The organism is Cobetia sp. MM1IDA2H-1 (assembly GCF_002916775.2).
Taxonomy (GTDB): domain Bacteria; phylum Pseudomonadota; class Gammaproteobacteria; order Pseudomonadales; family Halomonadaceae; genus Cobetia; species Cobetia marina.
The window spans coordinates 3479571-3500757 of the sequence record NZ_CM133225.1 but is presented as its reverse complement, the minus strand read 5'-3'; the positions used below and the strand labels follow the sequence as shown (position 1 = coordinate 3500757).

At 63.1% G+C, this 21187-nt stretch carries 19 protein-coding genes and 1 tRNA gene; 3 read left to right on the top strand and 17 right to left on the bottom strand.

Annotated elements, in window-relative coordinates:
* Window positions 1-41 precede the first annotated feature (41 nt).
* The 10 genes from ispG to trmJ all read right to left on the bottom strand — a co-directional run bounded on the left by ispG (window position 42) and on the right by trmJ (window position 9638).
* Window positions 42-1157 carry a flavodoxin-dependent (E)-4-hydroxy-3-methylbut-2-enyl-diphosphate synthase gene (gene ispG / locus BOH68_RS14695; RefSeq protein WP_077380065.1) on the bottom strand — a complete coding sequence of 372 codons (1116 nt, stop codon included), beginning with the start codon at window positions 1155-1157 and terminating at the stop codon, window positions 42-44.
* 11 nt (window positions 1158-1168) lie between these two features.
* Complete coding sequence (locus BOH68_RS14690; RefSeq protein WP_077380063.1) at window positions 1169-2173, bottom strand: RodZ domain-containing protein; 1005 nt, start codon at window positions 2171-2173, stop codon at window positions 1169-1171.
* A gap of 362 nt (window positions 2174-2535) precedes the next feature.
* Window positions 2536-3345, bottom strand: a complete 810-nt coding sequence (gene pilW / locus BOH68_RS14685) for a type IV pilus biogenesis/stability protein PilW (RefSeq protein ID WP_077380061.1) — start codon at window positions 3343-3345, stop codon at window positions 2536-2538.
* Between the two features lie 269 nt (window positions 3346-3614).
* Window positions 3615-4772, bottom strand: coding sequence for a 23S rRNA (adenine(2503)-C(2))-methyltransferase RlmN (gene rlmN / locus BOH68_RS14680; protein WP_077380059.1), 1158 nt, complete (start codon window positions 4770-4772; stop codon window positions 3615-3617).
* 357 nt (window positions 4773-5129) lie between these two features.
* Window positions 5130-5555 carry a nucleoside-diphosphate kinase gene (ndk, locus tag BOH68_RS14675; RefSeq protein ID WP_043333812.1) on the bottom strand — a complete coding sequence of 142 codons (426 nt, stop codon included), beginning with the start codon at window positions 5553-5555 and terminating at the stop codon, window positions 5130-5132.
* Between the two features lie 242 nt (window positions 5556-5797).
* Window positions 5798-6124, bottom strand: a complete 327-nt coding sequence (locus BOH68_RS14670; protein ID WP_077380057.1) for a HesB/IscA family protein — start codon at window positions 6122-6124, stop codon at window positions 5798-5800.
* 15 nt (window positions 6125-6139) lie between these two features.
* Window positions 6140-7288 (bottom strand): aminotransferase class V-fold PLP-dependent enzyme, encoded by a 1149-nt coding sequence (locus BOH68_RS14665; protein WP_077380055.1) that lies wholly within the window; start codon window positions 7286-7288, stop codon window positions 6140-6142.
* Window positions 7289-7318: 30 nt separating this feature from the next.
* Window positions 7319-7792 (bottom strand): Fe-S cluster assembly transcriptional regulator IscR, encoded by a 474-nt coding sequence (iscR, locus tag BOH68_RS14660; protein WP_077380053.1) that lies wholly within the window; start codon window positions 7790-7792, stop codon window positions 7319-7321.
* Between the two features lie 142 nt (window positions 7793-7934).
* Window positions 7935-8831, bottom strand: coding sequence for a serine O-acetyltransferase (cysE, locus tag BOH68_RS14655; RefSeq protein ID WP_077380051.1), 897 nt, complete (start codon window positions 8829-8831; stop codon window positions 7935-7937).
* A gap of 9 nt (window positions 8832-8840) precedes the next feature.
* Complete coding sequence (trmJ, locus tag BOH68_RS14650) at window positions 8841-9638, bottom strand: tRNA (cytosine(32)/uridine(32)-2'-O)-methyltransferase TrmJ (protein WP_077380049.1); 798 nt, start codon at window positions 9636-9638, stop codon at window positions 8841-8843.
* A gap of 363 nt (window positions 9639-10001) precedes the next feature.
* On the opposite strand from trmJ, the gene BOH68_RS14645 reads away from it, so the two are divergent.
* A complete protein-coding gene (locus BOH68_RS14645) occupies window positions 10002-10796 on the top strand; it encodes an inositol monophosphatase family protein (RefSeq protein WP_077380047.1) in 795 nt (264 codons plus the stop codon).
* A 122-nt stretch (window positions 10797-10918) separates the two neighbouring features.
* On the opposite strand, the gene secF is transcribed toward BOH68_RS14645, so the two are convergent.
* The 5 genes from secF to queA form a co-directional block, all read right to left on the bottom strand.
* Window positions 10919-11824, bottom strand: a complete 906-nt coding sequence (gene secF, locus BOH68_RS14640; RefSeq protein ID WP_077380045.1) for a protein translocase subunit SecF — start codon at window positions 11822-11824, stop codon at window positions 10919-10921.
* Window positions 11825-11836: 12 nt separating this feature from the next.
* Window positions 11837-13687 (bottom strand): protein translocase subunit SecD, encoded by a 1851-nt coding sequence (gene secD / locus BOH68_RS14635; RefSeq protein WP_077380043.1) that lies wholly within the window; start codon window positions 13685-13687, stop codon window positions 11837-11839.
* Window positions 13688-13760: 73 nt separating this feature from the next.
* Window positions 13761-14096, bottom strand: coding sequence for a preprotein translocase subunit YajC (gene yajC / locus BOH68_RS14630; RefSeq protein ID WP_077380041.1), 336 nt, complete (start codon window positions 14094-14096; stop codon window positions 13761-13763).
* Between the two features lie 131 nt (window positions 14097-14227).
* Complete coding sequence (gene tgt, locus BOH68_RS14625; protein ID WP_441303119.1) at window positions 14228-15346, bottom strand: tRNA guanosine(34) transglycosylase Tgt; 1119 nt, start codon at window positions 15344-15346, stop codon at window positions 14228-14230.
* A gap of 130 nt (window positions 15347-15476) precedes the next feature.
* Window positions 15477-16568: a tRNA preQ1(34) S-adenosylmethionine ribosyltransferase-isomerase QueA gene (gene queA, locus BOH68_RS14620; protein ID WP_077380204.1), complete on the bottom strand. Its 1092-nt coding sequence runs from the start codon at window positions 16566-16568 to the stop codon at window positions 15477-15479.
* Window positions 16569-16902: 334 nt separating this feature from the next.
* Between queA and BOH68_RS14615 the strand changes: the two genes are divergently transcribed.
* Together BOH68_RS14615 and BOH68_RS14610 are read left to right on the top strand one after the other, a co-directional pair.
* Window positions 16903-16988, top strand: a tRNA-Leu gene (locus BOH68_RS14615).
* Window positions 16989-18170: 1182 nt separating this feature from the next.
* Complete coding sequence (locus BOH68_RS14610) at window positions 18171-18782, top strand: LysE family translocator (protein ID WP_077380202.1); 612 nt, start codon at window positions 18171-18173, stop codon at window positions 18780-18782.
* Window positions 18783-18906: 124 nt separating this feature from the next.
* Here BOH68_RS14610 and BOH68_RS14605 read toward each other — a convergent pair whose 3' ends face one another.
* The gene (locus BOH68_RS14605) at window positions 18907-19416 is read right to left on the bottom strand and encodes a copper chaperone PCu(A)C (RefSeq protein ID WP_170877500.1); all 510 of its coding nucleotides are present in this window, start codon (window positions 19414-19416) and stop codon (window positions 18907-18909) included.
* 22 nt (window positions 19417-19438) lie between these two features.
* Window positions 19439-21133: an acyl-CoA dehydrogenase family protein gene (locus tag BOH68_RS14600; protein ID WP_077380033.1), complete on the bottom strand. Its 1695-nt coding sequence runs from the start codon at window positions 21131-21133 to the stop codon at window positions 19439-19441.
* Window positions 21134-21187 lie beyond the last annotated feature (54 nt).

The following is a 21187-nucleotide window of genomic DNA, read 5'->3' as shown; positions in this document are numbered from 1 at the left end:
GAAGGCGCATCGTGATGATGCGCAAGCCGACTGAGACGTGCTCAGCCCTGGCGGATGATGGTATCGGCCTCACGGGCCTCTTTTTCGGCGACCTTGTCTCGAATCAGACGTTCCAGATCATCGACGAGCGTGTCGTTAGTCAGCTTGCTGGCCGGCTTGCCGTCCAGATAGACCAGATTCGCCGGGCTGCCGCCGGTCAGACCGACATCGGTCTCCTTGGCTTCACCGGGGCCGTTGACGACACAGCCGATCACCGAGACGTTCAGCGGCGTCAGCACGTCCTCGAGGCGATTCTCCAGCTCGTTCATGGTCTTGATGACGTCGAAGTTCTGACGTGAGCAGCTGGGGCAGGCAATGAAGTTGATGCCCTTGGCACGCAGCTTGAGACTCTTGAGCATGTCGAAGCCGACCTTGATCTCCTCGACCGGGTCCGCGGCCAGCGAGACACGAATGGTGTCGCCGATGCCGTCCATCAGCAGCATACCGAGGCCGATGGAGGATTTCACGGTACCGGAACGCAGACCGCCGGCTTCGGTGATCCCCAGGTGCAGCGGCTGTTCGATGCGCGTGGCCAGATCACGATAGGCGGCGACGGCCATGAAGATGTCGCTGGCCTTGACGCTGACCTTGTATTCCTGGAAATCGAGGCGATCGAGGTGATCGATGTGGCGCATGGCGGATTCGACCAGCGCGGCCGGCGTCGGTTCGCCGTATTTCTTCTGGAGGTCCTTTTCCAGGGAGCCCGCGTTGACGCCGATGCGGATCGGGATACCGTTGTCACGCGCGGCACTGACCACGGCACGCACACGGTCTTCACGGCCGATGTTGCCCGGGTTGATGCGCAGGCAATCCACGCCGAGCTCGGCGACGCGCAGGGCGATCTTGTAGTCGAAGTGGATATCGGCCACCAGCGGGATGTTGCTCTGCTGCTTGATGCGACCGAAGGCTTCAGCGGCATCCATGTCCGGCACGCTGACACGCACGATATCGGCACCGGCATCCTCGAGGCGCTTGATCTGCGCGACGGTGGCGGCGACATCGTTGGTGTCGGTATTGGTCATGCTCTGCACGGAAATCGGTGCATCGCCGCCGACGGCGACGTTGCCGACATGAATCTTGCGCGAGACGCGGCGCTTGATGGGGGAGTGACTATGCATGGGATTCCGGATCATTCACCGAGTGTGAGTTTGGCGACGGTGCCGCGTGTGGCGCTTTTCAGATCAACCGGCTCGTTCATGTATTCAAGGACGACGCCCGCGGATTTGCCGATGGTGAGCTTGAACGGCGGCTTGCCTTCCAGCGTCTTGCTGCTGCCTGGCGGGTTGGTGCCGTAGAGCAGTTTCTTGCCATCAGCATCACGGATGTCGGTCCAGGAATCCGTATTGAAGGTCAGTGTCAGCTTGCGCGGGTCAGCGGCAGGGGCGGTAGCTTCCTGTACCGCTTGCGGTTCTGTCGTGTCCTCTGCGCCGGCAGCCACGGTGTCGCTTGCGGTGTCCGCCGCGAGGCTGGCATCCGCCGGCGTGGTGCCGGTTTCGCTGACGTCGCCGCCAGTCGTGGCCGGAGTCGCGCCGGGTGTCGTCGCGACGGATTCGCCGGTGCTGGCCTCCCCGGCATCGTCATCGGCAGGCGCTGCTGCCGTCTGGGAGAGGGTCAGCTCGATCGAGCCATCGGCGTTGACGACCGGTGAACCATCGTCGGTCGCGCCTTCGCTGAGGGGGGCGGCGTCGGACGTCTCTGACGGTGAGGTGCGTCCGTAGTCTCCGCTCTGCCACCAGACGTAGCTGAGGCCGATCAGTCCGGCGATGACCAGCAGGCTGACGAGTCGAAACAGGTACTTGCCCAGCTTGCCGGGCGGGCGCACCGAGGGGCTCATCGCAGGAGGATGGCGCTCCACCTCGGTGGTGCCGAACTGGGCATTGTACTGGCCGACGACCGCTTTCTCATCCATGCCCAGCAAGCGGGCATAGGCGCGTAGGTAACCGCGGCGGTAGGCCGCGATGGGGATCTGGTCGTAGTGGTCGCGTTCCAGGTCATCGACCAGACTGGGGCGCAGGTTGAGCTGTGTTGCCACTTCATCACGTGACAGCCCCTGATGCTCCCGCTCAGCCTTGAGAAGCTTGCCAGGCAGTGTGTCGCTGACGGACATGTCAGGGGAGGGCTGATGTTCGCTCATGGCGCATCCTTGTAGGGAAGAACGGACGACCGGATACCTGTCCGGGCACTCTTCCGGTATTGCTGTGAACAGTTACTGTAAACAACTGCTGTGAACGATGGTCGTGAAAACGGGTGACTGCCAACAGGAGTGACCATCCGCTCCGGCTGTCGAGCTGACATGCCACGACGGTGACGTGACCTCGTCGGCGATGGCAAGCCGTCATGCCATGTTGACGTCGGCACTATACCAAGGCCGGGCCAGAATTTTCACCGGCATTTCGGTCTTCCGGTGCCTCAACGAAGCAACCTGTCGCCGAGTGACGCCCGGTGAGCCGGGCGCGCAGGGCGTTTCCCGCGTCACGCCACGCCCGAGCCCCGGTTTCATGGTGTGCGGATGACCGCGCGTCCGGCCTCGCGTGTTCTAATCTGCTCCAGCTGTCGGCCGTAGAGGTCCGCCAGACGTGCATCACCGCGTGCCACGGCGACATCCACGGCCAGTTCCAGACTGTCACTGTCGGTGCCGTTCAGTCGGAAATATCGACTCAGCGCCTGCTGGGCAGCGTCATCGTCACCGGCTTCATGTTCCATGCGCGCCTTGGCGAGCCACGCCTCGGCCTCCCGCGGGTTGATCTTGACGGCACGATCGAAGTTCGCCCGTGCCTCGCTCGTCTTGCCCAGCTGCAGCTGACAGCGCCCCAGGTTGGTGTAGAGCTGGCCGCGGTTGTCATAGGTCAGATCCTGCGTGGCTTTTTCCAGCTGCTCGCAGGCGGCGACATATTCCCCGCGCGAGTACAGGAATGCCGCATAGTTGTTGCGTGCCCGCGTGAACGAGGGGTCACTGGCGATGGACTGCTTGAAGTAGTCATCTGCCAGCACGTTCTCGCCCTGACGCTGATAGATCATCGCCAGCCCGGCCTTGGCTTCGGCATTCCCCTGCTGCAGCTTGAGTGCCTTCTGGAAGGCATTGTCCGCGCGTTGCAACTGATTACGACTCAGATAGGCCTCGCCAAGTTCCACATAGGCCGTCGATGCCTTGTTGTCATCGGGGGCCGCGTAAGGGTCATTGGTTTCCACGCGCGTCGCGCAGCCCGACAGGGTCAGGCCGGCAAGACTCAGGCACAGCAGCATGCCGCGAACTCGCGCCGTGGCGCCGCGGCGGGAAAAGCGATGAAGTGGCAGACGACTCGACATGCAATCCTCGCGAGATAAGGCTCGTGATCTGCCTGCGGGCGAGGATCGCTGCAGGCAACAGAAGCGCCTCCATCAAAGCGCTGCACTCCAGACAAGTCAAGGCGGGTTTGTCAGGCAGGGCGGTGGGGGTCGTCACAGTCGCGCGGAAGGCATCCCCATGGGCCATTTGCGGCTTCCCCGCGCGAAAACGCCAGCCATGAAAAGCTCATGGCTGGCGCTGGGAGTCACCGTGGTGGCCTCAGGTATCTGGCCCCGACAAGTGCTCTGGCTCAGTCGGCGTCGAGCTGGATGGCGTTGATGTAACGCTCGGCGCGACGGGTGCGGTCCTTGACCTGACCGACCAGCTGGCCACAGGCGGCGTCGATGTCATCGCCACGTGTCGCGCGCACCGGGGCGGTGTAGCCCAGCTCATAGAGACGCTGCTGGAAGCGCATCACCTGATTGCGTGACGGCTTCTCGTAACCGGAATGCGGGAACGGGTTGAACGGGATCAGGTTGATCTTGCACGGCAGCTCGTCGAGCAGCGCGGCCAGTTCCTCGGCGTGCTGGATCTGGTCGTTGACGTCCTTGATCAGGGTGTACTCGATGGTGACGATACGCGCGTCGTCACACTTGGCCAGGTAGCGATGGCAGGAGTCGAGCAGCGCGCGGATGTTCCACTTGCGGTTGATCGGCACCAGCACGTTGCGCAGTTCATCGTTGGCCGCGTGCAGCGAGATCGCCAGGCTGACGTCCATCTCGTCGCCGAGCTGGTCCAGCTTGGGCACCACACCGGAGGTGGAGAGGGTGACGCGACGCTTGGACAGGCCGTAGGCGTTGTCGTCCAGCATCAGCTTCATTGCCGGCACGACGTTGTCGTAGTTCATCAGCGGCTCGCCCATGCCCATCATCACCACGTTGGTGACCGGACGCTTGCGGGTGTCCTTGCGGTCTTCGGCGCCACGGGTGGCGACCCACACCTGGCCGATGATCTCGGCGGCGGTCAGGTCACGCTCGAAGCCCTGCTTGCCGGTGGAGCAGAAGCTGCAGTCCAGCGAGCAGCCGACCTGGGAAGACACGCACAGGGTGCGACGATTGCCGTTCTCGGACGGAATCAGCACGGTCTCGACATAGCTGCCGTCGCTGACTTCCAGCACCCACTTGCGGGTACCGTCCTTGGACTCGCCTTCATAGACGATGCCCGGCGCGCGAATCTCGGCGACCTGCTTGAGGCGTTCGCGCAGGGGCTTGGCGAGATTGGTCATCTCGTCGAAGCTGTCGACGCCTTCCTGGTGAATCCATTTCATCACCTGGGTGGCGCGGAATTTCTTCTCGCCGATGCTCTCGAAGAAGGCTTCCATCGCCGGGCGCGGCAGGCCAAGCAGGTTGGTGAGCTTCACGTCGGCAGGTGCCGCGGCATCGGTAGCGGTTGCAGTGGTATCAGTCATGGTCTCGGGCCGGTCGTGTCAGGGATGGGCAGGCGTCAGCTACAAGGATAGACGTCTGCAGGGTGGCGCTGTCAGCGGAGGTGGCGATGAATCGCGGACCTCAATGGACACTCGCAGTCAGGCAATGGGCAGGGAATGGCCGCACGGCACTGGCGGAGGTAGCTGCAGGGCTTCAAGAAAAGCGTATCGGACCTGCTCAAGCGTCGAATCTGCTTCAGGGAATGCAGGTTGGCGCACGACGCTTCAGCACGTCCGATACCACGACGGCCCCGCCACGCAGGCAGGGCCGTCGAGTCATGCACGGCTGGTGATATCACGCCCGCAAGGGACAGACATCATCAGGCGCACAAGGCGAAATCAACCGCGCGGGCAGATTTCGTTGTCGCCGAAGAAGTAGGCGATTTCGCGAGCAGCGGATTCCGGCGCGTCAGAACCGTGAACGGCGTTGGCGTCGATGGAAGTGGCGAAGTCTGCACGGATGGTGCCAGCTTCTGCTTCCTTCGGGTTGGTAGCGCCCATCAGGTCGCGGTTCTTGGTGATGGCGTCTTCGCCTTCCAGCACCTGGATCATGACCGGGCCGGAGGTCATGAAGCCGACCAGCTCACCGAAGAAGCCACGTTCGCTGTGCTCAGCGTAGAAGCCTTCGGCCTGTTCCTTGGACAGGTGAACCATCTTGGAAGCGACGATCTGCAGACCGGCCTTCTCGAAGCGAGAGTAGATCTCGCCGATCACGTTCTTGGCGACGGCGTCCGGCTTGATGATGGACAGAGTACGCTGGGTCATGGTGAATCTCCTGAGACAAGCTTTGAAGAGCCGCACGGCCTGGGGCCTTGCGGCGGAAAAAGGGCTCTGTCGACGCAGGGCTCGACAAAAGTGGGCGGCATTATAGCTGCTCGCGTCATCCACTGCATCCATCATGCGGATACTGGATGACGCGCGGATGGCAGGCGTCTTGTCTGCAATGACGCTCTACGCGCTGAGCCAGCTCTACACGCTGACGCTGGATCTACACGCTGAAGCTGGATCTACACGCTGAAGCTCTCGCCACAACCACACTCGTCCTTGACGTTGGGGTTGTTGAAGCGGAAGTAGCGGTTCAGACCGTCCTTGACGTAGTCCACTTCGGAGCCGTCGAGCACGGCCAGCGCTTCGCTGTCGACATAGACAGTCGCGCCGTGATCGACGAAGACGACATCTTCCTCGTTGGCCTCATCGGCGAAGTCGAGCACGTAGCTGTAGCCGGAGCAGCCGCTGGGCTTGACCGAGACGCGCAGGCCAAGGCCGTGGCCGCGCTCGGCCAGCACGACACGGATCTGGTCGGCGGCGGAGGGGGAAATCGACAGGTGTGCCATGAGCAGTCTCCCGGGTCAGGCGCGCAGCGAGGTCAGGGCATGCCTGAGCTCGCCGAGCGCGGATTCAATGTCGGCGGCGGTGGTGAATCGTCCGAAGCTGAAGCGCAGTGACGCCAGCGCCAGTGGACGGGGCACCCCGATGCCGGTGAGTACGAAGGACGGTTCGACACTGGCGGAATTGCAGGCCGAACCGGTGGAAATCGCGATGCCGCGCAGTGCCATCAGCATCGCCTCACCGTCCACGCCTTCGAAGGCGAGGTTGAGGATGCCGGGGGCGCTGACGTCTATATCGGTATTGAAATGCACGCCTTCAAGGCCGGATAGTCCGGCGACGAATTGCTGGCGCAGCGTGATCAGGTGCTGGTGGTCGGCATCGAACTGTTCGGCGCACAGGCGGTAGGCCTCGCCCATGCCGACGATCTGATGGGTGGGCAGGGTGCCGGAGCGCATGCCGCGCTCATGCCCGCCGCCGTGGATCAGGGCCTCGACCTTGATCTGCGGCTGACGTCGCACGTACAGTGCGCCAACCCCCTTGGGGCCGTAGGCCTTGTGCGCGGACAGCGACAGCATGTCGATGGGCTGTCGGCCGACATCGAGCTGCACCTTGCCGGGAGCCTGGGCGGCATCGACATGGAAGGCCGCGCCATGCGAGCGGGCGATATCGCCGAGGGCATCGAGATCATTCAGGCTGCCCAGCTCATTGTTCACTGCCATCAGCGATACCAGGATCGTGTCGGCGCGCAGAGCGTCACGCAGGCTCTGGGGGCTGATGCGGCCATCCGGCTGCGGTGCGATACGCGTGACCTCGAAGCCCTCGGCTTCCAGCGCACTGGCGGTATCCAGAATCGCCTTGTGCTCGATGGTCGAGGTGATCAGGTGACGCCCACGCTCGGCATTGGCGCGCATGTAGCCGGTCAGCGCCAGGTTGTCGGCTTCGGTGGCACCGCTGGTCCAGACGATCTCGCGCGGGTCGGCGCCGATGGCGTCGGCTACCTGACGACGCGCGCCCTCGACCGCCTGCTCGGCCAGCCAGCCCGGCATGTGACTGCGCGAGGCCGGGTTGGCGAAGGTGCCGTCCTGCGTCAGGTGACGCATCATCAGCTCGGCGACGCGTGGGTCGACGGGCGTGGTGGCAGCATAGTCAAGGTAGATCGGCTGGGACATGGTGACTTCCTGAAGACATGACGAACGGGTTCAGCTGCCGGGCATGACGGTGATCGGTGTCGGCTCGCAGGCCTTGCGCTGACGACTGGCAATCTGGCGAACCTCCTCACGTGCGACCAGGTCCGCCAGGCTGATGCCATCGAGAAAGCCATGGATCTCATCGGACAGGTCACACCACAGATGGTGCGTGAGGCAGGTGTCGCCTGCCTGACAGTCCGAGAGTCCCTGGCAGCGGGTGGCATCCACCGATTCATTCACGGCATCGATGATGCGCGCCACGGAGGTGCTTTCCAGCTCGACGTCCAGCAAGTAGCCACCACCCGGGCCGCGTACGCTCTTGACCAGCCCGGCACGGCGCAGGCGAGCGAACAGCTGCTCGAGATAGGACAGGGAAATGCCTTGGCGCACGGAGATGTCGGCAAGGCAGGTCGGACCACAACTGGCATGAAGCGCCAGATCGAGCATCGCGGTGACGGCGTAGCGTCCCTTGGTGGTCAGGCGCATGGCGGAACTCGTGAGCTGGTGGAGCGAATGGCATCGGCGACAGGGCCGCAGTGTCGGCGCCGTCTGCAGGCAGACGGCGCATCAGACTGTCCATTATGGTGAGACGCGGCGAGGGGGTCAATCCCGACTGATTTGGTCAACTTTATCCGTGCTGGCGCTCGGACTCGCCATGACCGGAGGCGCTGGGTGTGGCGTCGGCTTCGCGGGTGACCGGCCGGGCCTGCGGACGCTTGTCCGCGGGCTCACCACCACAGGGGCCCAGCTCATCGATCAGCTGCGCGAAATCGGCATCGTCCAGCTCGGGAAGGTGGCCGGCGCGATAGCTGGCATCCAGCTTGCGCAGCGTGCCGCACATCTGTTCGATCCGCTTGTCCACCGCATGCATGTGATCGAGCATCGCGTGCATGGAGCGCGCGACCGGGTCGGGCATGTCCTGGCCCATGCCGTAGGCATCGAAGCCGAACTTCTCCTTCATGGCTTCGCGGCTTTCCGGATCGACGGGCGGCTCCTCCGCCACGTCCGGTTCGGCGCGCTTGACGATCTTGCCGGGAATCCCGACCACGGTGGCACCGGCCGGGACTTCGCGTGTGACCACGGCGTTGGAGCCGACCTTGGCCCCGGCGCCGACCGTGAACGGGCCGAGAATCTTGGCGCCGGCCCCGACGATGACGCCATCGCCGAGGGTCGGGTGACGCTTGCCGGCATTCCAGGTGGTGCCGCCGAGGGTGACGCCGTGATAGAGGGTCACGTCATCACCGATCAGCGCCGTCTCGCCGATCACGACGCCCATGCCGTGGTCGATGAAGAAGCGGCGTCCGATGGTGGCACCGGGGTGGATCTCGATGCCCGTCAGCCAGCGCATCAGGGTCGAACCGGTGCGCGCCAGCCACTTGGCGTTGTGACGCCACAACCAATGATTGATGCGATGCGCCAGCAGGGCGTGCAGACCCGGATAGTTGGTCAGGACTTCAAAGAAATTGCGTGCCGCCGGGTCGCGAGCAAAGACGCTGTTGATGTCTTCACGCAGTCGAGTGAACATGGCGTGTCCTCAAAGAGTGCGGTTTGCCGCGTCGGTCTGTGCCAGGCGGACCTGCTTGTCGACTGACGAGAGAATCCCGCGCAGGATGTTGATTTCCATGCTGTCGGGGCGGGCGCGCAGGTACAGTCTGCGCAGGCGTGCCATCAGCTGGCGCGGTTGTTCCGGGTCCAGGAAATCGATGCTGATCAGCGTCTTTTCCAGATGCTCGAACAGGCGCTCGAGGTCTGCGTGGCTGGCCAACGGACTGTCCCAGTCGATGCCGAATGGCTGGTCATCCTCGGCCCGCGGGGTCTCGCCGGCGGCTTCCTGATCAGCCAGCCATGCCTGGCGGCACTCGTAGGCCAGCACCTGCACGGCCGCGGCCAGATTCAGCGAGCTGAAGTCCGGATTGGTCGGGATGTGGACGTGACGATGGCAGCGCTGCAGCTCTTCATTGGAGAGCCCGGAGTCCTCGCGCCCGAACACGATGGCCACGCGGGCCTCCGGCAGGCGGGTCTCATCGGCCAGGGTGGCGCCGAAGGCGCGCGGCGTGATCATCGGCCATGGCAGATTGCGGGAGCGTGCGCTGCACCCGACCACCAGACTGCAGTCCGCCACGGCCTCTTCCAGCGTCTCATGCACGTGGGCATTGGCGACCAGAGTATCGGCGCCGGAGGCGCGTGAGGCGGACTCCTGACATTGCACCTGACAGCGCGGCGCGACCAGAGCGAGGTCGGCCAGACCCATGTTGAGCATGGCGCGGGCTGCACCACCGATGTTGCCGGGATGGCTGGTACCGATCAGGACAATGCGCAGACGTTCAAGCATGAGGACTTCCAGGATAGCGATTGAAGGGCGGGGCAATCGACGCGGCCCGGGCACCGGGCAGGGCGGGATGTGCGTCAGGACCCGATATCCTAGCATGAAGCCGGCGCGGGGAGCAGTCAGGCGCTGACCGATCAGGCCGGCTCTCTTCGCCGAAGGTCGGGGATGGCGATGGCAGCCGGGCGTCGCATCTGCTAGACTTCGCCGTCCTGTTGTAGCGTATTCGCTCTCCTGCATTGCCGACCCCCCGTGTCCGGCAGGTGTCATGAGCGTGGCCGTTGCACCCGCTGGCAGATTTCCGGGCCAGCCGCCTTACTGCGTTACACACCGTTCTTTAACAGCTTCCGACTCGTCAAGGCCTTGATCATGCATCCGATGGTCCAATTTGCGCTGCGTGCTGCACGCGGCGCCGCAGAGCAGTTCGTCCGTGTTCGTGAACGTATCGAAGTCGCGCGCAACGACAACGATCTCGATACCTTCATCGCTGACACCGCACGCCGCGCCGAAGCGCACATCGTGCGTCAGCTGGAACGCGGCTATCCGCAGCACGGCCTCTCCGGCCGTTACACCGACCATCGTGATGGCGAAGGCCAGGGCGCTGACTACCACTGGCGCATCGAGCCGGTGCACGGGTATTCCAACCTCGCATCCGCCTCTTCCGGCTTCGCGCTGTCCGTGGTCTGCCTGTTCAAGGGGCGTGCCGAGCACGCCGTGGTCATCGCGCCGTTCACCGACGAAGAGTACATCGTCAGCCGTGGTCGTGGCGCCCAGCATTCCGGCCACCGTATCCGCGTGACCAATGCCACCTCCATCGAAGGTGCGCGTCTGGCGATGGGTCTGCCGGAAAGCTGGCAGCGTCCGCGTCACCTGGCCACCTACCTGTCCATCGTCCAGCAGGTCGGCCCGCAGCTCGATACCCTGCGTGCCAATGGCTGTGCACTGCTGGATGTGCTCGAACTGGCCGCCGGCCGTGTCGATGCCGTCTACGTGCTGGGTCTGGAAGCCGGTGATAGCGAGATCGTCAGCCTGTTCCTGAAGGAATGTGGCGCACTGGCCGGCAGCGCCGATGGTACGCCGGTTGTCGTGGCGGAAGGCACGCTGATGGCCGCGGGTGCCCGCCTGTACAAGGCGCTGGCGCAGACCATGCAGCCGCACCTGTAAGATGCCGTGATTCGCAGTCCTGCCAGCCGCAGGGCGACGCGGAGAACGAAAAAAACCCCACCTCATGCGAGGTGGGGTTTTTTTGTGCCTGGCGATCCGTGCCGGGCGGTCGAGCGAGGCGCTTACGGCGCGCCGTCCTCGAACTGCTCCTTGGGCGGGGGAATCAGATCCACGCGCTTCAGGCCGACCACCAGCAACAGCGCCGCTGCCACGTAGATGGACGAGAAGGTCCCCGCGACCACGCCGATGATCAGCGCGATGGCGAAGTTGTGGATCATGTCGCCGCCCAGGAAGAACAGCGCCAGCAGCACCAGCAAGGTGGTGCCGGAGGTGGACAGCGTGCGTGACAGCGTCGCGTTGATCGCGTCATTGAAGATCGACGGCATGTCATCGGTACGTGATTTGCGAATGTTCTCGCGAATGCGGTCGTAGACGATGATGGTGTCGTTCAATGAGTAGCCGATCACGGCCAGCACCGCGGCCAGTACCGTCAGGTCGAAGTCGAGTCCGAACAGGGCGAAGATGCCCAGCAGGATGATGACGTCGTGACCCAGCGAGATGAGAGCGCCGAGGGCGAACTTGTACTGGAAGCGGAAGGCCACGTAGACCATCACCACGGCCAGGGCGAGCAGCATGCCGAGACCAGACTGGTCACGCAGCTGATCACCGACCTGAGCACCGACGAACTCGGCACGGATCAGGTTGACGCTATCGCCGGTGGCCTGCAGGTGCGCCACGATGTCATTGCCGATGCCGGCCTCGAAGCTCTGCTGCAGACGCACCAGAATCTCGTTGCTGGCACCGAAGGTCTGGACCGAGACGTCCTTGTAGCCGGCGGCTTCCAGTGTCTGGCGTACGCTGTCCAGCGCCGGCGCCGCCTGGTATTGCACTTCCACCAGGGTGCCGCCGGTAAAGTCGAGGCCCAGGTTCAGGCCGTGAATCACAAGGGCGCCAATGGCCACGATCGTCAGCACGATGGAGACGATGAAGGCCGCGCGCCGCTTGCTCATGAAGTCAAACTGTCGCATCACGATGGCCCCTCAGATCCAGAGTTTCTTGAGTGTCTTGCCGCCAATGGCAAGATTGATGATGCCGCGCGAGACCATGATCGCCGTGAACATTGACGTCAGGATGCCGATGGACAGCGTGACCGCGAAGCCCTTGACCGGGCCACTGCCGATGGAGAACAGGATCACCGCGACCAGCAGGGTGGTGATGTTCGCATCGACGATGGAGGTGAAGGCGCGTTCGAAGCCGGTATGCACGGCCTGGTGCAGCGGCATCTTGGAGCGCATTTCCTCGCGGATACGCTCGAAGATCAGCACGTTGGCATCCACCGCCATGCCCAGCGTCAGCACGATACCGGCAATGCCCGGCAGGGTCAGGGTAGCGCCCAGCATCGACATCGCGGCGATCAGGATCGCCAGGTTGGCGGTCAGGGCCACGTTGGCGACGACACCGAAGGCCTTGTAGCGGGCCAGCATGAACAGCACGACCAGCAGCAGGCCCAGCTCGACGGACAGGATGCCGCGCGAGATGTTCTCGGCACCCAGGCTCGGGCCGATGGTGCGTTCCTGCACGAAGTAGATCGGCGCGGCCAGCGAGCCGGAACGCAGCAGCAGCGACAGCTCCTTCGCCTCGGTCGGGGAATCCAGACCGGTGATGCGGAAGCTGTTGCCCAGCGCGCTCTGGATGGTCGCCAGACTGATCAGGCCCTTCTCGGTGTAGGGGATGCGCTTCTCGACTTCCTCGCCATCCTCCATCACGGTGCGCGTGCGGGTCTTGTGCTCGATGAACAGCACCGCCATGTTGCGGCCGATGGCAGCACGCGTGACGCGGTTCATGATCGAGCCACCGGTGCCATCCAGGTTGATGTTGACCTGCGGACGGCCACTTTCATCGAAGCTGGTGCTGGCGCTGGAGACACTGTCACCGCTGATGATCACGTCCTTCATGATGTTGGCGGTGCGCCCCGGCTGGTTGCGGAAGGCGAAGGTTTCCATCTCGCTGGAGGGCGTGTCGCTGGCCGCTTCGAGACGGAACTCGAGGTTGGCGGTGGCACCCAGTACGCGCTTGGCAGCGGCCGTGTCCTGCACGCCCGGCAGCTCGACCACGATGCGGTTCGGGCCCTGACGCTGCACCAGCGGCTCGGAGACGCCCAGCTCGTTGACGCGATTGCGGATCGTCGTCAGGTTCTGATTGACCGCGTAATCCTGAATCTCCTTGATGGCGGCGGTCGTCAGAGTGAGATCCAGTACGGCCCCACGATCGACATCGCGCTCATCGTATTCGAAGTTCTGGAAGTCGCGCGAGACCAGTGAACGTGCCTTCGAGCGGTCTTCGTCGTCGGAGAAGGTCAGGCTCAGCGTGCCATCGTTGACCTCACTGCCGCGGTAGCGGATACGCTCCTCGCGCAGGGTTTCCTTGATGGCGCTGGCGTTGACTTCCAGGCGTTGCTTGACCGCGGCGTCCATGTCGACTTCCAGCTGGAAGTGGACCCCGCCGCGCAGATCAAGCCCCAGCTTCATCGGCGAGGCGCCGAGACTGGAAAGCCACGACGGCGTGGCATCAGCCAGATTCAGCGCGACGATGGCGTCATCGCCAAGGGTGTCGCTGATCAGTTCCTTGGCACGCAGCTGCTGGTCGTTGCTGGTGAGGCGAATCAGGCCGGTGGAACCATTGAGTTCCTCGGATTTGGGCGTGATGCCGGCGTTTTCGAGGGCGCTGGTGGCGCGATCGAGATCTTGCTGGTCGATGGCATCGGCGCCGCTGGCGGCACTGATCTGCACGGCCGGGTCTTCGGGGTAGAGATTCGGCAATGCGTAGATCACGCCGACGGCAAGTACCAGGCAGATCACCAGGTACTTCCAAAGCGGATAGCGGTTGAGCATGGCAGCCCTGTCCTTGGTGGAGCGGGAGAGAAATAGCATGCTGCCGGCACAGGGGCCGGCAGCAGGAGGGAGATCAGATGGACTTGATGGTGCCCTTCGGCAGGACCGCAGCCACGGCGGACTTCTGCACGTTGACTTCGTTGCCTTCGTTCAGCTCCATGGTGATGAACTGCTCGCTGACCTTGGTGATGCGGCCGACCAGGCCACCACCGATGACGATCTCGTCACCCTTGGCCAGGTTGCTGATCAGGTTCTTGTGTTCCTTGGCGCGCTTGGACTGCGGACGCCAGAGCAGGAAATAGAAAATGACCACGAAGCCGACCAGCATGACGATCTGGCCGATGGCGCCGCCGCCGGCGACAGCCGCTTCGGCTTCCGCGTGTGCGGCAGGAATCAGGAATTCCAGCATGTGTATCTCCAGAGGTTACGAGTGAACTGTTGTTATGCAATGAGCGTGATTCGAGCGCTGCTTCACGCCTGTCTCGAGTCAGATACCAAGGCGACCGGAGCGGGTTGCTCTCCGGTCGCGCTTCGATTCGATCAGTCGGCCAGCGGCGGCACCGGCAGGCCGCGCGCGGCATAGAACTGTTCCACGAAGTCCTGCAATGTACCCGCTTCAATTGCACCGCGCAAACCAGCCATCACGGTCTGGTAGTAGCGCAGATTGTGGATGGTGTTGAGCATGGAACCGAGCATTTCTCCACAGCGATCAAGGTGATGCAGGTAGCCGCGTGAGAAGTTGGTGCAGGTGTAGCAATCGCAGTTCGGGTCCAGCGGTGACGTATCGTGCTTGTGGACGGCATTGCGGATCTTGACCGTACCGGTCGGCGTGAACAGGTGGCCGTTGCGCGCGTTGCGGGTCGGCATCACGCAATCGAACATGTCGACACCACGGCGCACGCCTTCCACGAGATCCTCCGGCTTGCCGACACCCATCAGGTAGCGCGGTTTGTCCTCCGGCATCCACTCGGGGAGGTAGTCGAGCACCTTGATCATCTCGTCCTTGGGTTCGCCCACGGACAGGCCACCGATGGCGTAGCCATCGAAGTCGATCTTCTTCAGGCCCTCGAGGGATTTCTCGCGCAGGTCCGGATACATGCCGCCCTGGATGATGCCGAACAGTGCCGAGGGGGAATCGCCATGGGCATCGCGGGAGCGCTGGGCCCAGCGCAGTGACATCTCCATCGACTTGCGGGCTTCGTCATGTGTGGCCGGATACGGCGTGCACTCATCGAAGATCATCACGATGTCGGACCCCAGCGAGCGCTGGACGGCCATCGACTCTTCCGGGCCCATGAAAACCTTGGAGCCATCCACCGGTGAGCGGAAGTGAACGCCCTGTTCGGTAATCTTGCGCGTCTTGCCCAGCGAGAAGACCTGGAAGCCGCCGGAATCGGTCAGGATCGGCTTGTCCCATTGCGCGAAATCATGCAGGTCACCATGCGCTTCGATGACTTCCGTGCCCGGGCGCAGCCACAGGTGGAAGGTGTTGCCGAGGATGATCTCGGCGCCGATCTCCTTGATGGATTCCGGTGTCATGCCCTTCACGGTGCCGTAGGTGCCGACCGGCATGAAGGCCGGGGTTTCCACCGTGCCGCGCGGGAAGGTCATGCGGCCGCGTCGCGCGCGACCATCGGTGGCGAGCTTCTCAAAGCTCATGAAGCATTCTTTGCGCATGGTTCTCTCTAAGGCTTGGCGGCGAAACAGGCCGCAGCGGGTGTGGGGCTAGCGTAAGCCACGTCGTGTTAACTGCGCATGACGTGGCTCATGTGATGAGGTGTCGCTCGGGTCAGGCGCGTTCCAGCAGCATGGCATCGCCATAGCTGAAGAACTGGTAGCGCTCCTGCACGGCAGCCTGGTAGGCGGCCATGGTGTGCTCGTACCCGGCGAAGGCCGAGACCAGCATCAGCAGGGTCGATTCCGGCAGATGAAAGTTGGTGATCAGCAGATCCACCACCTGCCATTCATAACCGGGGTAGATGAAGATGTCGGTGTCACCGGAGTAAGGTGCCAGCTCGCCACCGTGGGCCTTGGCAGCACTTTCAAGGCAGCGCACGCTGGTGGTGCCGACAGCGACCACGCGACGGCCGGCCGCACGAGCACGCGCAATCGTGTCACAGGCTTCCTGACCGACCTCGATCCACTCGCTGTGCATGTGGTGCTCGAGAATGCTGTCGACACGCACCGGCTGGAAGGTGCCGGCACCGACGTGCAGGGTGACGAAGGCGGTCTCGATGCCTTTCTCGGCCATGGCGGCCATGATCGGCTCATCGAAGTGCAGGCCAGCCGTCGGTGCGGCCACGGCGCCATCGCGCCTGGCATAGACCGTCTGGTAGCGCTCGCGGTCCGACAGCTCGTCATCGCGGGTGATATAGGGCGGCAACGGCATGTGGCCATGCTGGTTGAGCAGCTCGATCATCGGCGTCTCGCCGTGGAAGCGCAGCTCGAACAGCGCGTCCTGCCGACCTTCGACCACGGCGGTGATGCCGCCTTCGAAGATCAGCTCGGTGCCCGGCTTCGGCGACTTGCTGGAGCGAATGTGCGCCAGACCACGGTGTGCATCCAGCGGACGCTCCAGCAGCATCTCGATCTTGCCGCCGGAGGCCTTCTGGCCGTGCAGGCGCGCGGGGATCACGCGGGTGTCATTGAAGACCACGACATCGCCGGGTTCCAGCTGCTCGAGCAGGTCAGGAAAGTGGCGATGCACGATCTCGCCGCTCTTGCCGTCCAGGTGCAGCAGACGGCAATCACTGCGCTGCTCGGAAGGGTAGCGGGCAATCAGCTCATCCGGCAGACTGAAATCATAATCACTGCGCTGGAGCGGGCGCTCGGAAGCGGAGGGGGCAACGCCAGAGGCATCGCCGGAATCGATTCGTGACATGGCCAACGGAAACTCTGGTGGCACGGCGCGCAGAAGGCGCTCCGCTGCAATGGAGATACCCTGCTCGCAGGCGTTCATGCCGTTAGCGCGTCTGTCTGTCTGCCCGCTCTCGAGAGGCAGTGGTCAGGGGCGATACGCAGGATGGACTGGCGAGCCTGGGCAGGCGAAAAAGGTGGCTCATGATACCGAATGGCATGGCTCCCGCGAAGTCCCGTTTTCGAACGACCTGTCCCGCTCAGTGCGTGAATCCGTCGCTGGGATGCGTTGCATGTGTCTGATCTGGCGTGAAAACTCGTTGACCTCGGCGTAGGCTTCCGTATAATTTCGCTCCATTGCCGGTGTGGCGGAATTGGTAGACGCAGCGGATTCAAAATCCGCCGCTTAATAGGCGTGTCGGTTCGAGTCCGACCACCGGCACCACCTTTGAAAACAGTCGCTTACGAGCGGCTGTTTGCGTTTCTGGCCTTCGCCTCAGATTCATTGCTCTCAACTTCATTGCCTTGTGATCCCAGAGCACTCTTCTTTCTATTTCCTCTCTCCTCTCTGTCCTTTCTTCGCGCTCTTGCCAGATGATGGTCTGGGTGTCTGAGGCATAAAAAAGCCCCGAACGGATGTCGGGGCTTACTTGTCTCTGGCGCATCTGCCGGCGATTCACGCCTGATGTGGAACGCTCTTGACGCGTCGGTAGATGCTGTTGCTTGCGAGGGAAGGGTCAAGGAGTGCAATGCGCGTGCTCTGTATCGCGAGTTCCTGGCGCAGGGTAGACCACATGCCGATGAACTCGCGGCAATCCTGGCAGTTTACGAGATGGTCGGCGGATGGTGCATGGTATTGATAGTCCATCTTGAGGCCGGAACATACCGGACAACACAGAGCCGCTCGAGCTTTCCCTTTCATTTCTCCTCTCCCTCTCAGCATTCGACTGAATTCGGTGAGGTTCAGCGTAGTGGTCTCATTTCCTTGAGTTCGCGAGCTTGCCAGTCATCAAGATTCGTAAGCCCACCAGCTCAGGCTTACGGATCTTTCTGGCCGCGTGGCATAGCCCCCACACTCGCGAGTCATCCTCTGACAGGGCCTTTCCCTGGCTGCACTTGCCTGTGCACTTAGCCCATCACTACGCTGAACTCGCCGCTCTCCCTGAGCAGCGATTAAGAAATTACTGATTATTGAAAACTTGTACAAGAGTTAATTTGTTGCACAAGTTTTCAGGTATGTAAGATCGTGTACTTCAAGATAGTCTCATATCAAGATGTTCTCATGTAATGTGGCGTTCGATCATTCTGATTCGCTGGCGACGCTGTCCGGCGCGCTTGATGGTCCACGTCATGTGCAAGACCAATGTCGCCTACATGACATGGTGATGTCGCTGCCGGGCCAGTCTGACGCTTGGTACAATCGGGCGTATCCGCTGGAGCTGCAGAGGGGAAGGCTGAACACGGAAAGCGCTCTCATCCCGTCAGCCATCGCGGGCAGGGGATTCAGAACCTGTACTGAACTTGAATGGAACTCGCGTGATGCTCGAGGGGCGCCTGGCGGCGAACCGCTGTTCAAGCATCGCTTTCACGAACTGCCATGGAACATGGAAAGACTGTCATGCATTGGATGCCACTGAATCTGTGGTTGTCACTGGTTGCGCTGTGCGCCATGGGGGCGATGTCGCCCGGTCCGAGTCTGGCGATGGTGCTTCGCCACACGCTGGGAGGTGGCAGAAGTGCGGGAGTCGCCGCCGGTATCAGCCATGCATTGGGGGTCGGGTTGTATGCCGCGCTCACCGCCTGGGGACTTGGTGCCTTGATCGTTCATTATCCGGGCATGTTCCAGGCGATCATGATTCTGGGGGCGGCCTATCTGGCCTGGTTGGGCGTCAAGGCATTGCGGGCGGGCCGTGGCGGGGCGCTGGAGGCGCAGGCCGTCACCACATCCCGTTCCATGGCGTTTCGCGATGGCTTCATGGTGGCGCTGGCCAATCCCAAGCTGATCCTGTTCTTCGTGGCGCTGCTCAGTCAGCTGATCACGCCGGAGATGAGCGAGATGGGCAAGTGGCTGGTGGTCGTGACGGCGATGGGCATCGACGGTGCCTGGTATGTGCTGGTGGCGATGGTACTGTCGCACTCTCGGGTGCTGCCCTGGCTTCAGGCGCGGGCGGTATGGATCAATCGCCTGACCGGTATCGTGTTGCTGGCGTTGGCGCTGCGGGTCGTATGGGGTGTCTGACCGGCGCATGCCGGGAGTGACATGCGCCGTTGAGGAATGAGATTGCCTGGTAGAAGACGGCGGCCCTGACAGGTGATGTCAGGGCCGCGTTGCATTGCAGGGGGTGGCTGGTGGAGCCGGAAGATCACGGAGTGAAGATGTCGGAGTAATCCTTCACGGGAACCCTGATCTGCTGATCCGGACGTGCCTGAAAGTGCAGGGTCACGGGGATTTCATCGCCTGACGAGATGGGCTGAGTCAGCCCTGTCAGCATCAGATGGGGCCCACCTCCCGGCCGCATCTTCAGTGGGGACTTGGGGGAGAGGGGCAGGTGCCCCAGCTGGCGCATGTGCATCCGGCCTTCGTGCATCTGCATCTCGTGCAGCTCGATGCTCTGCGCCATGGGAGAGCTGGCGCCTGTCAGCGTGACCTTGCCTCGGGGGAGCGAGAGCGTGATATAGAGTGCAGCGGTCGTCGCGCCCGGAGGCGTTGGTAGTGCGAAGGCATCTTCCAGTACGGGATTTTCCAGCACGGGATTTTCTAGTATGGGGTCTGTCGCCACGGGGGGCGTCGCGGCGCTTGCATCGGTGCGCATCCACAGGATGCCGCTCATGGCGATTGCCAGCATCAGGCTCGCGCGTGAGAGTCGTGTCACGTGGTGTCGTCTCCTTGGCCTCTCATGGCAGTACCCGTGCCAACAGATGGCGCGGTGACATGCCCGGCGGCAGCCCATGTACGCCAGTGGCGCCGGGGATGTCGGTGCCTGCCAGTCGAGTGGCGCAGAAGGCCTCGGCCACGTCGGCAGGGGCATGGCGAATCAGCAGGGCAGCCTGCCATAGCACGGCCAGTGACTGGACCAGTTGCCGGGCTCGGGCTTCCTCGGCGTGATGAAGGAGGTTGCCGCGTTCGAAGGTGGCCAGTGCGGCGTCATAGCGAGGACTCTGCCCCCGGGCGTCCCTGAGCTCGCTGAGCAGCGCCTCGCCTGCGTCGGGGTGACGGGCCAGAGTGCGCAGGACATCCAGACACAGCACGTTTCCAGAACCTTCCCAGATGGCGTTGACAGGGGCTTCGCGATACAGGCGCGCTGTCAGGTGTTCCTCTATGTAGCCATTGCCGCCCAGGCATTCCATGGCCTCTGCCAGCAGTGCCGGTGCACGACGATTGTGCCAGTACTTGGCGATCGCCGGCGCAAGGCGGGCCAGGGGGCGCGCATCCGGTTCCCGTGTGGCGTCATCGAACTGTCGCGCAATGCGCAGACACAGTGCGATGCCGGCTTCGACTTCCAGTGCGATGTCTGCCAGCACCTGCTGCATCAAAGGTTGCCTGGCCAGCGGCTTGCCGAAGGCATGACGTTGCTGGCAGTGGTGCAGTGCCTCGACCAGTGCCTGGCGCATCAGTGCCACCGGCGCGGTGGCAGCATCCAGTCGGGTCTGGTGGACCATCTCGAGAATGGTGGTGATGCCACGTCCCGGCTCACCAAGGCGCTGCCCTCGCGCATCGACCAGCCGGACTTCGCCTGAGGCGTTGGCGCGATTGCCGCACTTGTCCTTGAGGCGTTGCAGTTGCAGGCCATTGTGGCTGCCATCCTCCCGTCGCCTCGGTACCACGAAGCAGGTCAGCCCTTCCTCGAGCTGCGCCAGAGTCAGAAAGGCATCTGACATCGGGGCACTCATGAACCACTTGTGACCGTTGAGGCGATAGCCTTCACCCTCAGCGTGTGCCTGTGTCAGGTTGCTACGGACGTCGCTGCCGCCCTGACGTTCCGTCATGGCCATGCCGAAGGTCGCGCAGTGCTTGTCGCGAGGGGCACAGGTTCTCGGGTCGTGGCTGCGGGCCCGCAGGCGAGGGCCCCAGAAGGCGGCCAGAGATTCATCCTGACGCAGCGCGGGCCAGGCGGCATGGGTCATGGTGATCGGGCAGCAGAAACCGGGTTCGGCCTGGGTGAGCAGGTAAAGGGCGGCGACATGGGCCTGATGTCCTCCGCAGCCTTCCGCCTCCCAGGCGACACTGTGCCAGCCACCTTCCAGAGCGATGCGCATCAGCCGGTGATAGTCGGGGTGATACTCGACGTCATCCCGCCGCCGCCCTTGTGGGTCATGGGTGTGGAGGACCGGCGGATGCGCATTGACGGCAAACCCCATCGCGCGGGTCTCTAGCGTGCCCACCTGCGCCCCGAGGTCGGCCAGGCGAGTGAGCAGGTCCGCCGAGAGCCCAGGCGCGTGGCAGCGCAGCGCCTCACGCAAGGGGAGGTCATCGACGAAGGCATGGCGCAGCGGTGGTGCCGATTGATTGAGCACCTCATCGCGCCATGGAGCAGGCCGCTCCTCTTCACGAGAGTGCTCAGTCGAGGACGCAGGCAGCGAGTCGGGCATCGTGGGGTCCTGTCATGAGAGGTATGCCTTGAGCGTAGAACACCTGCGGCCTGC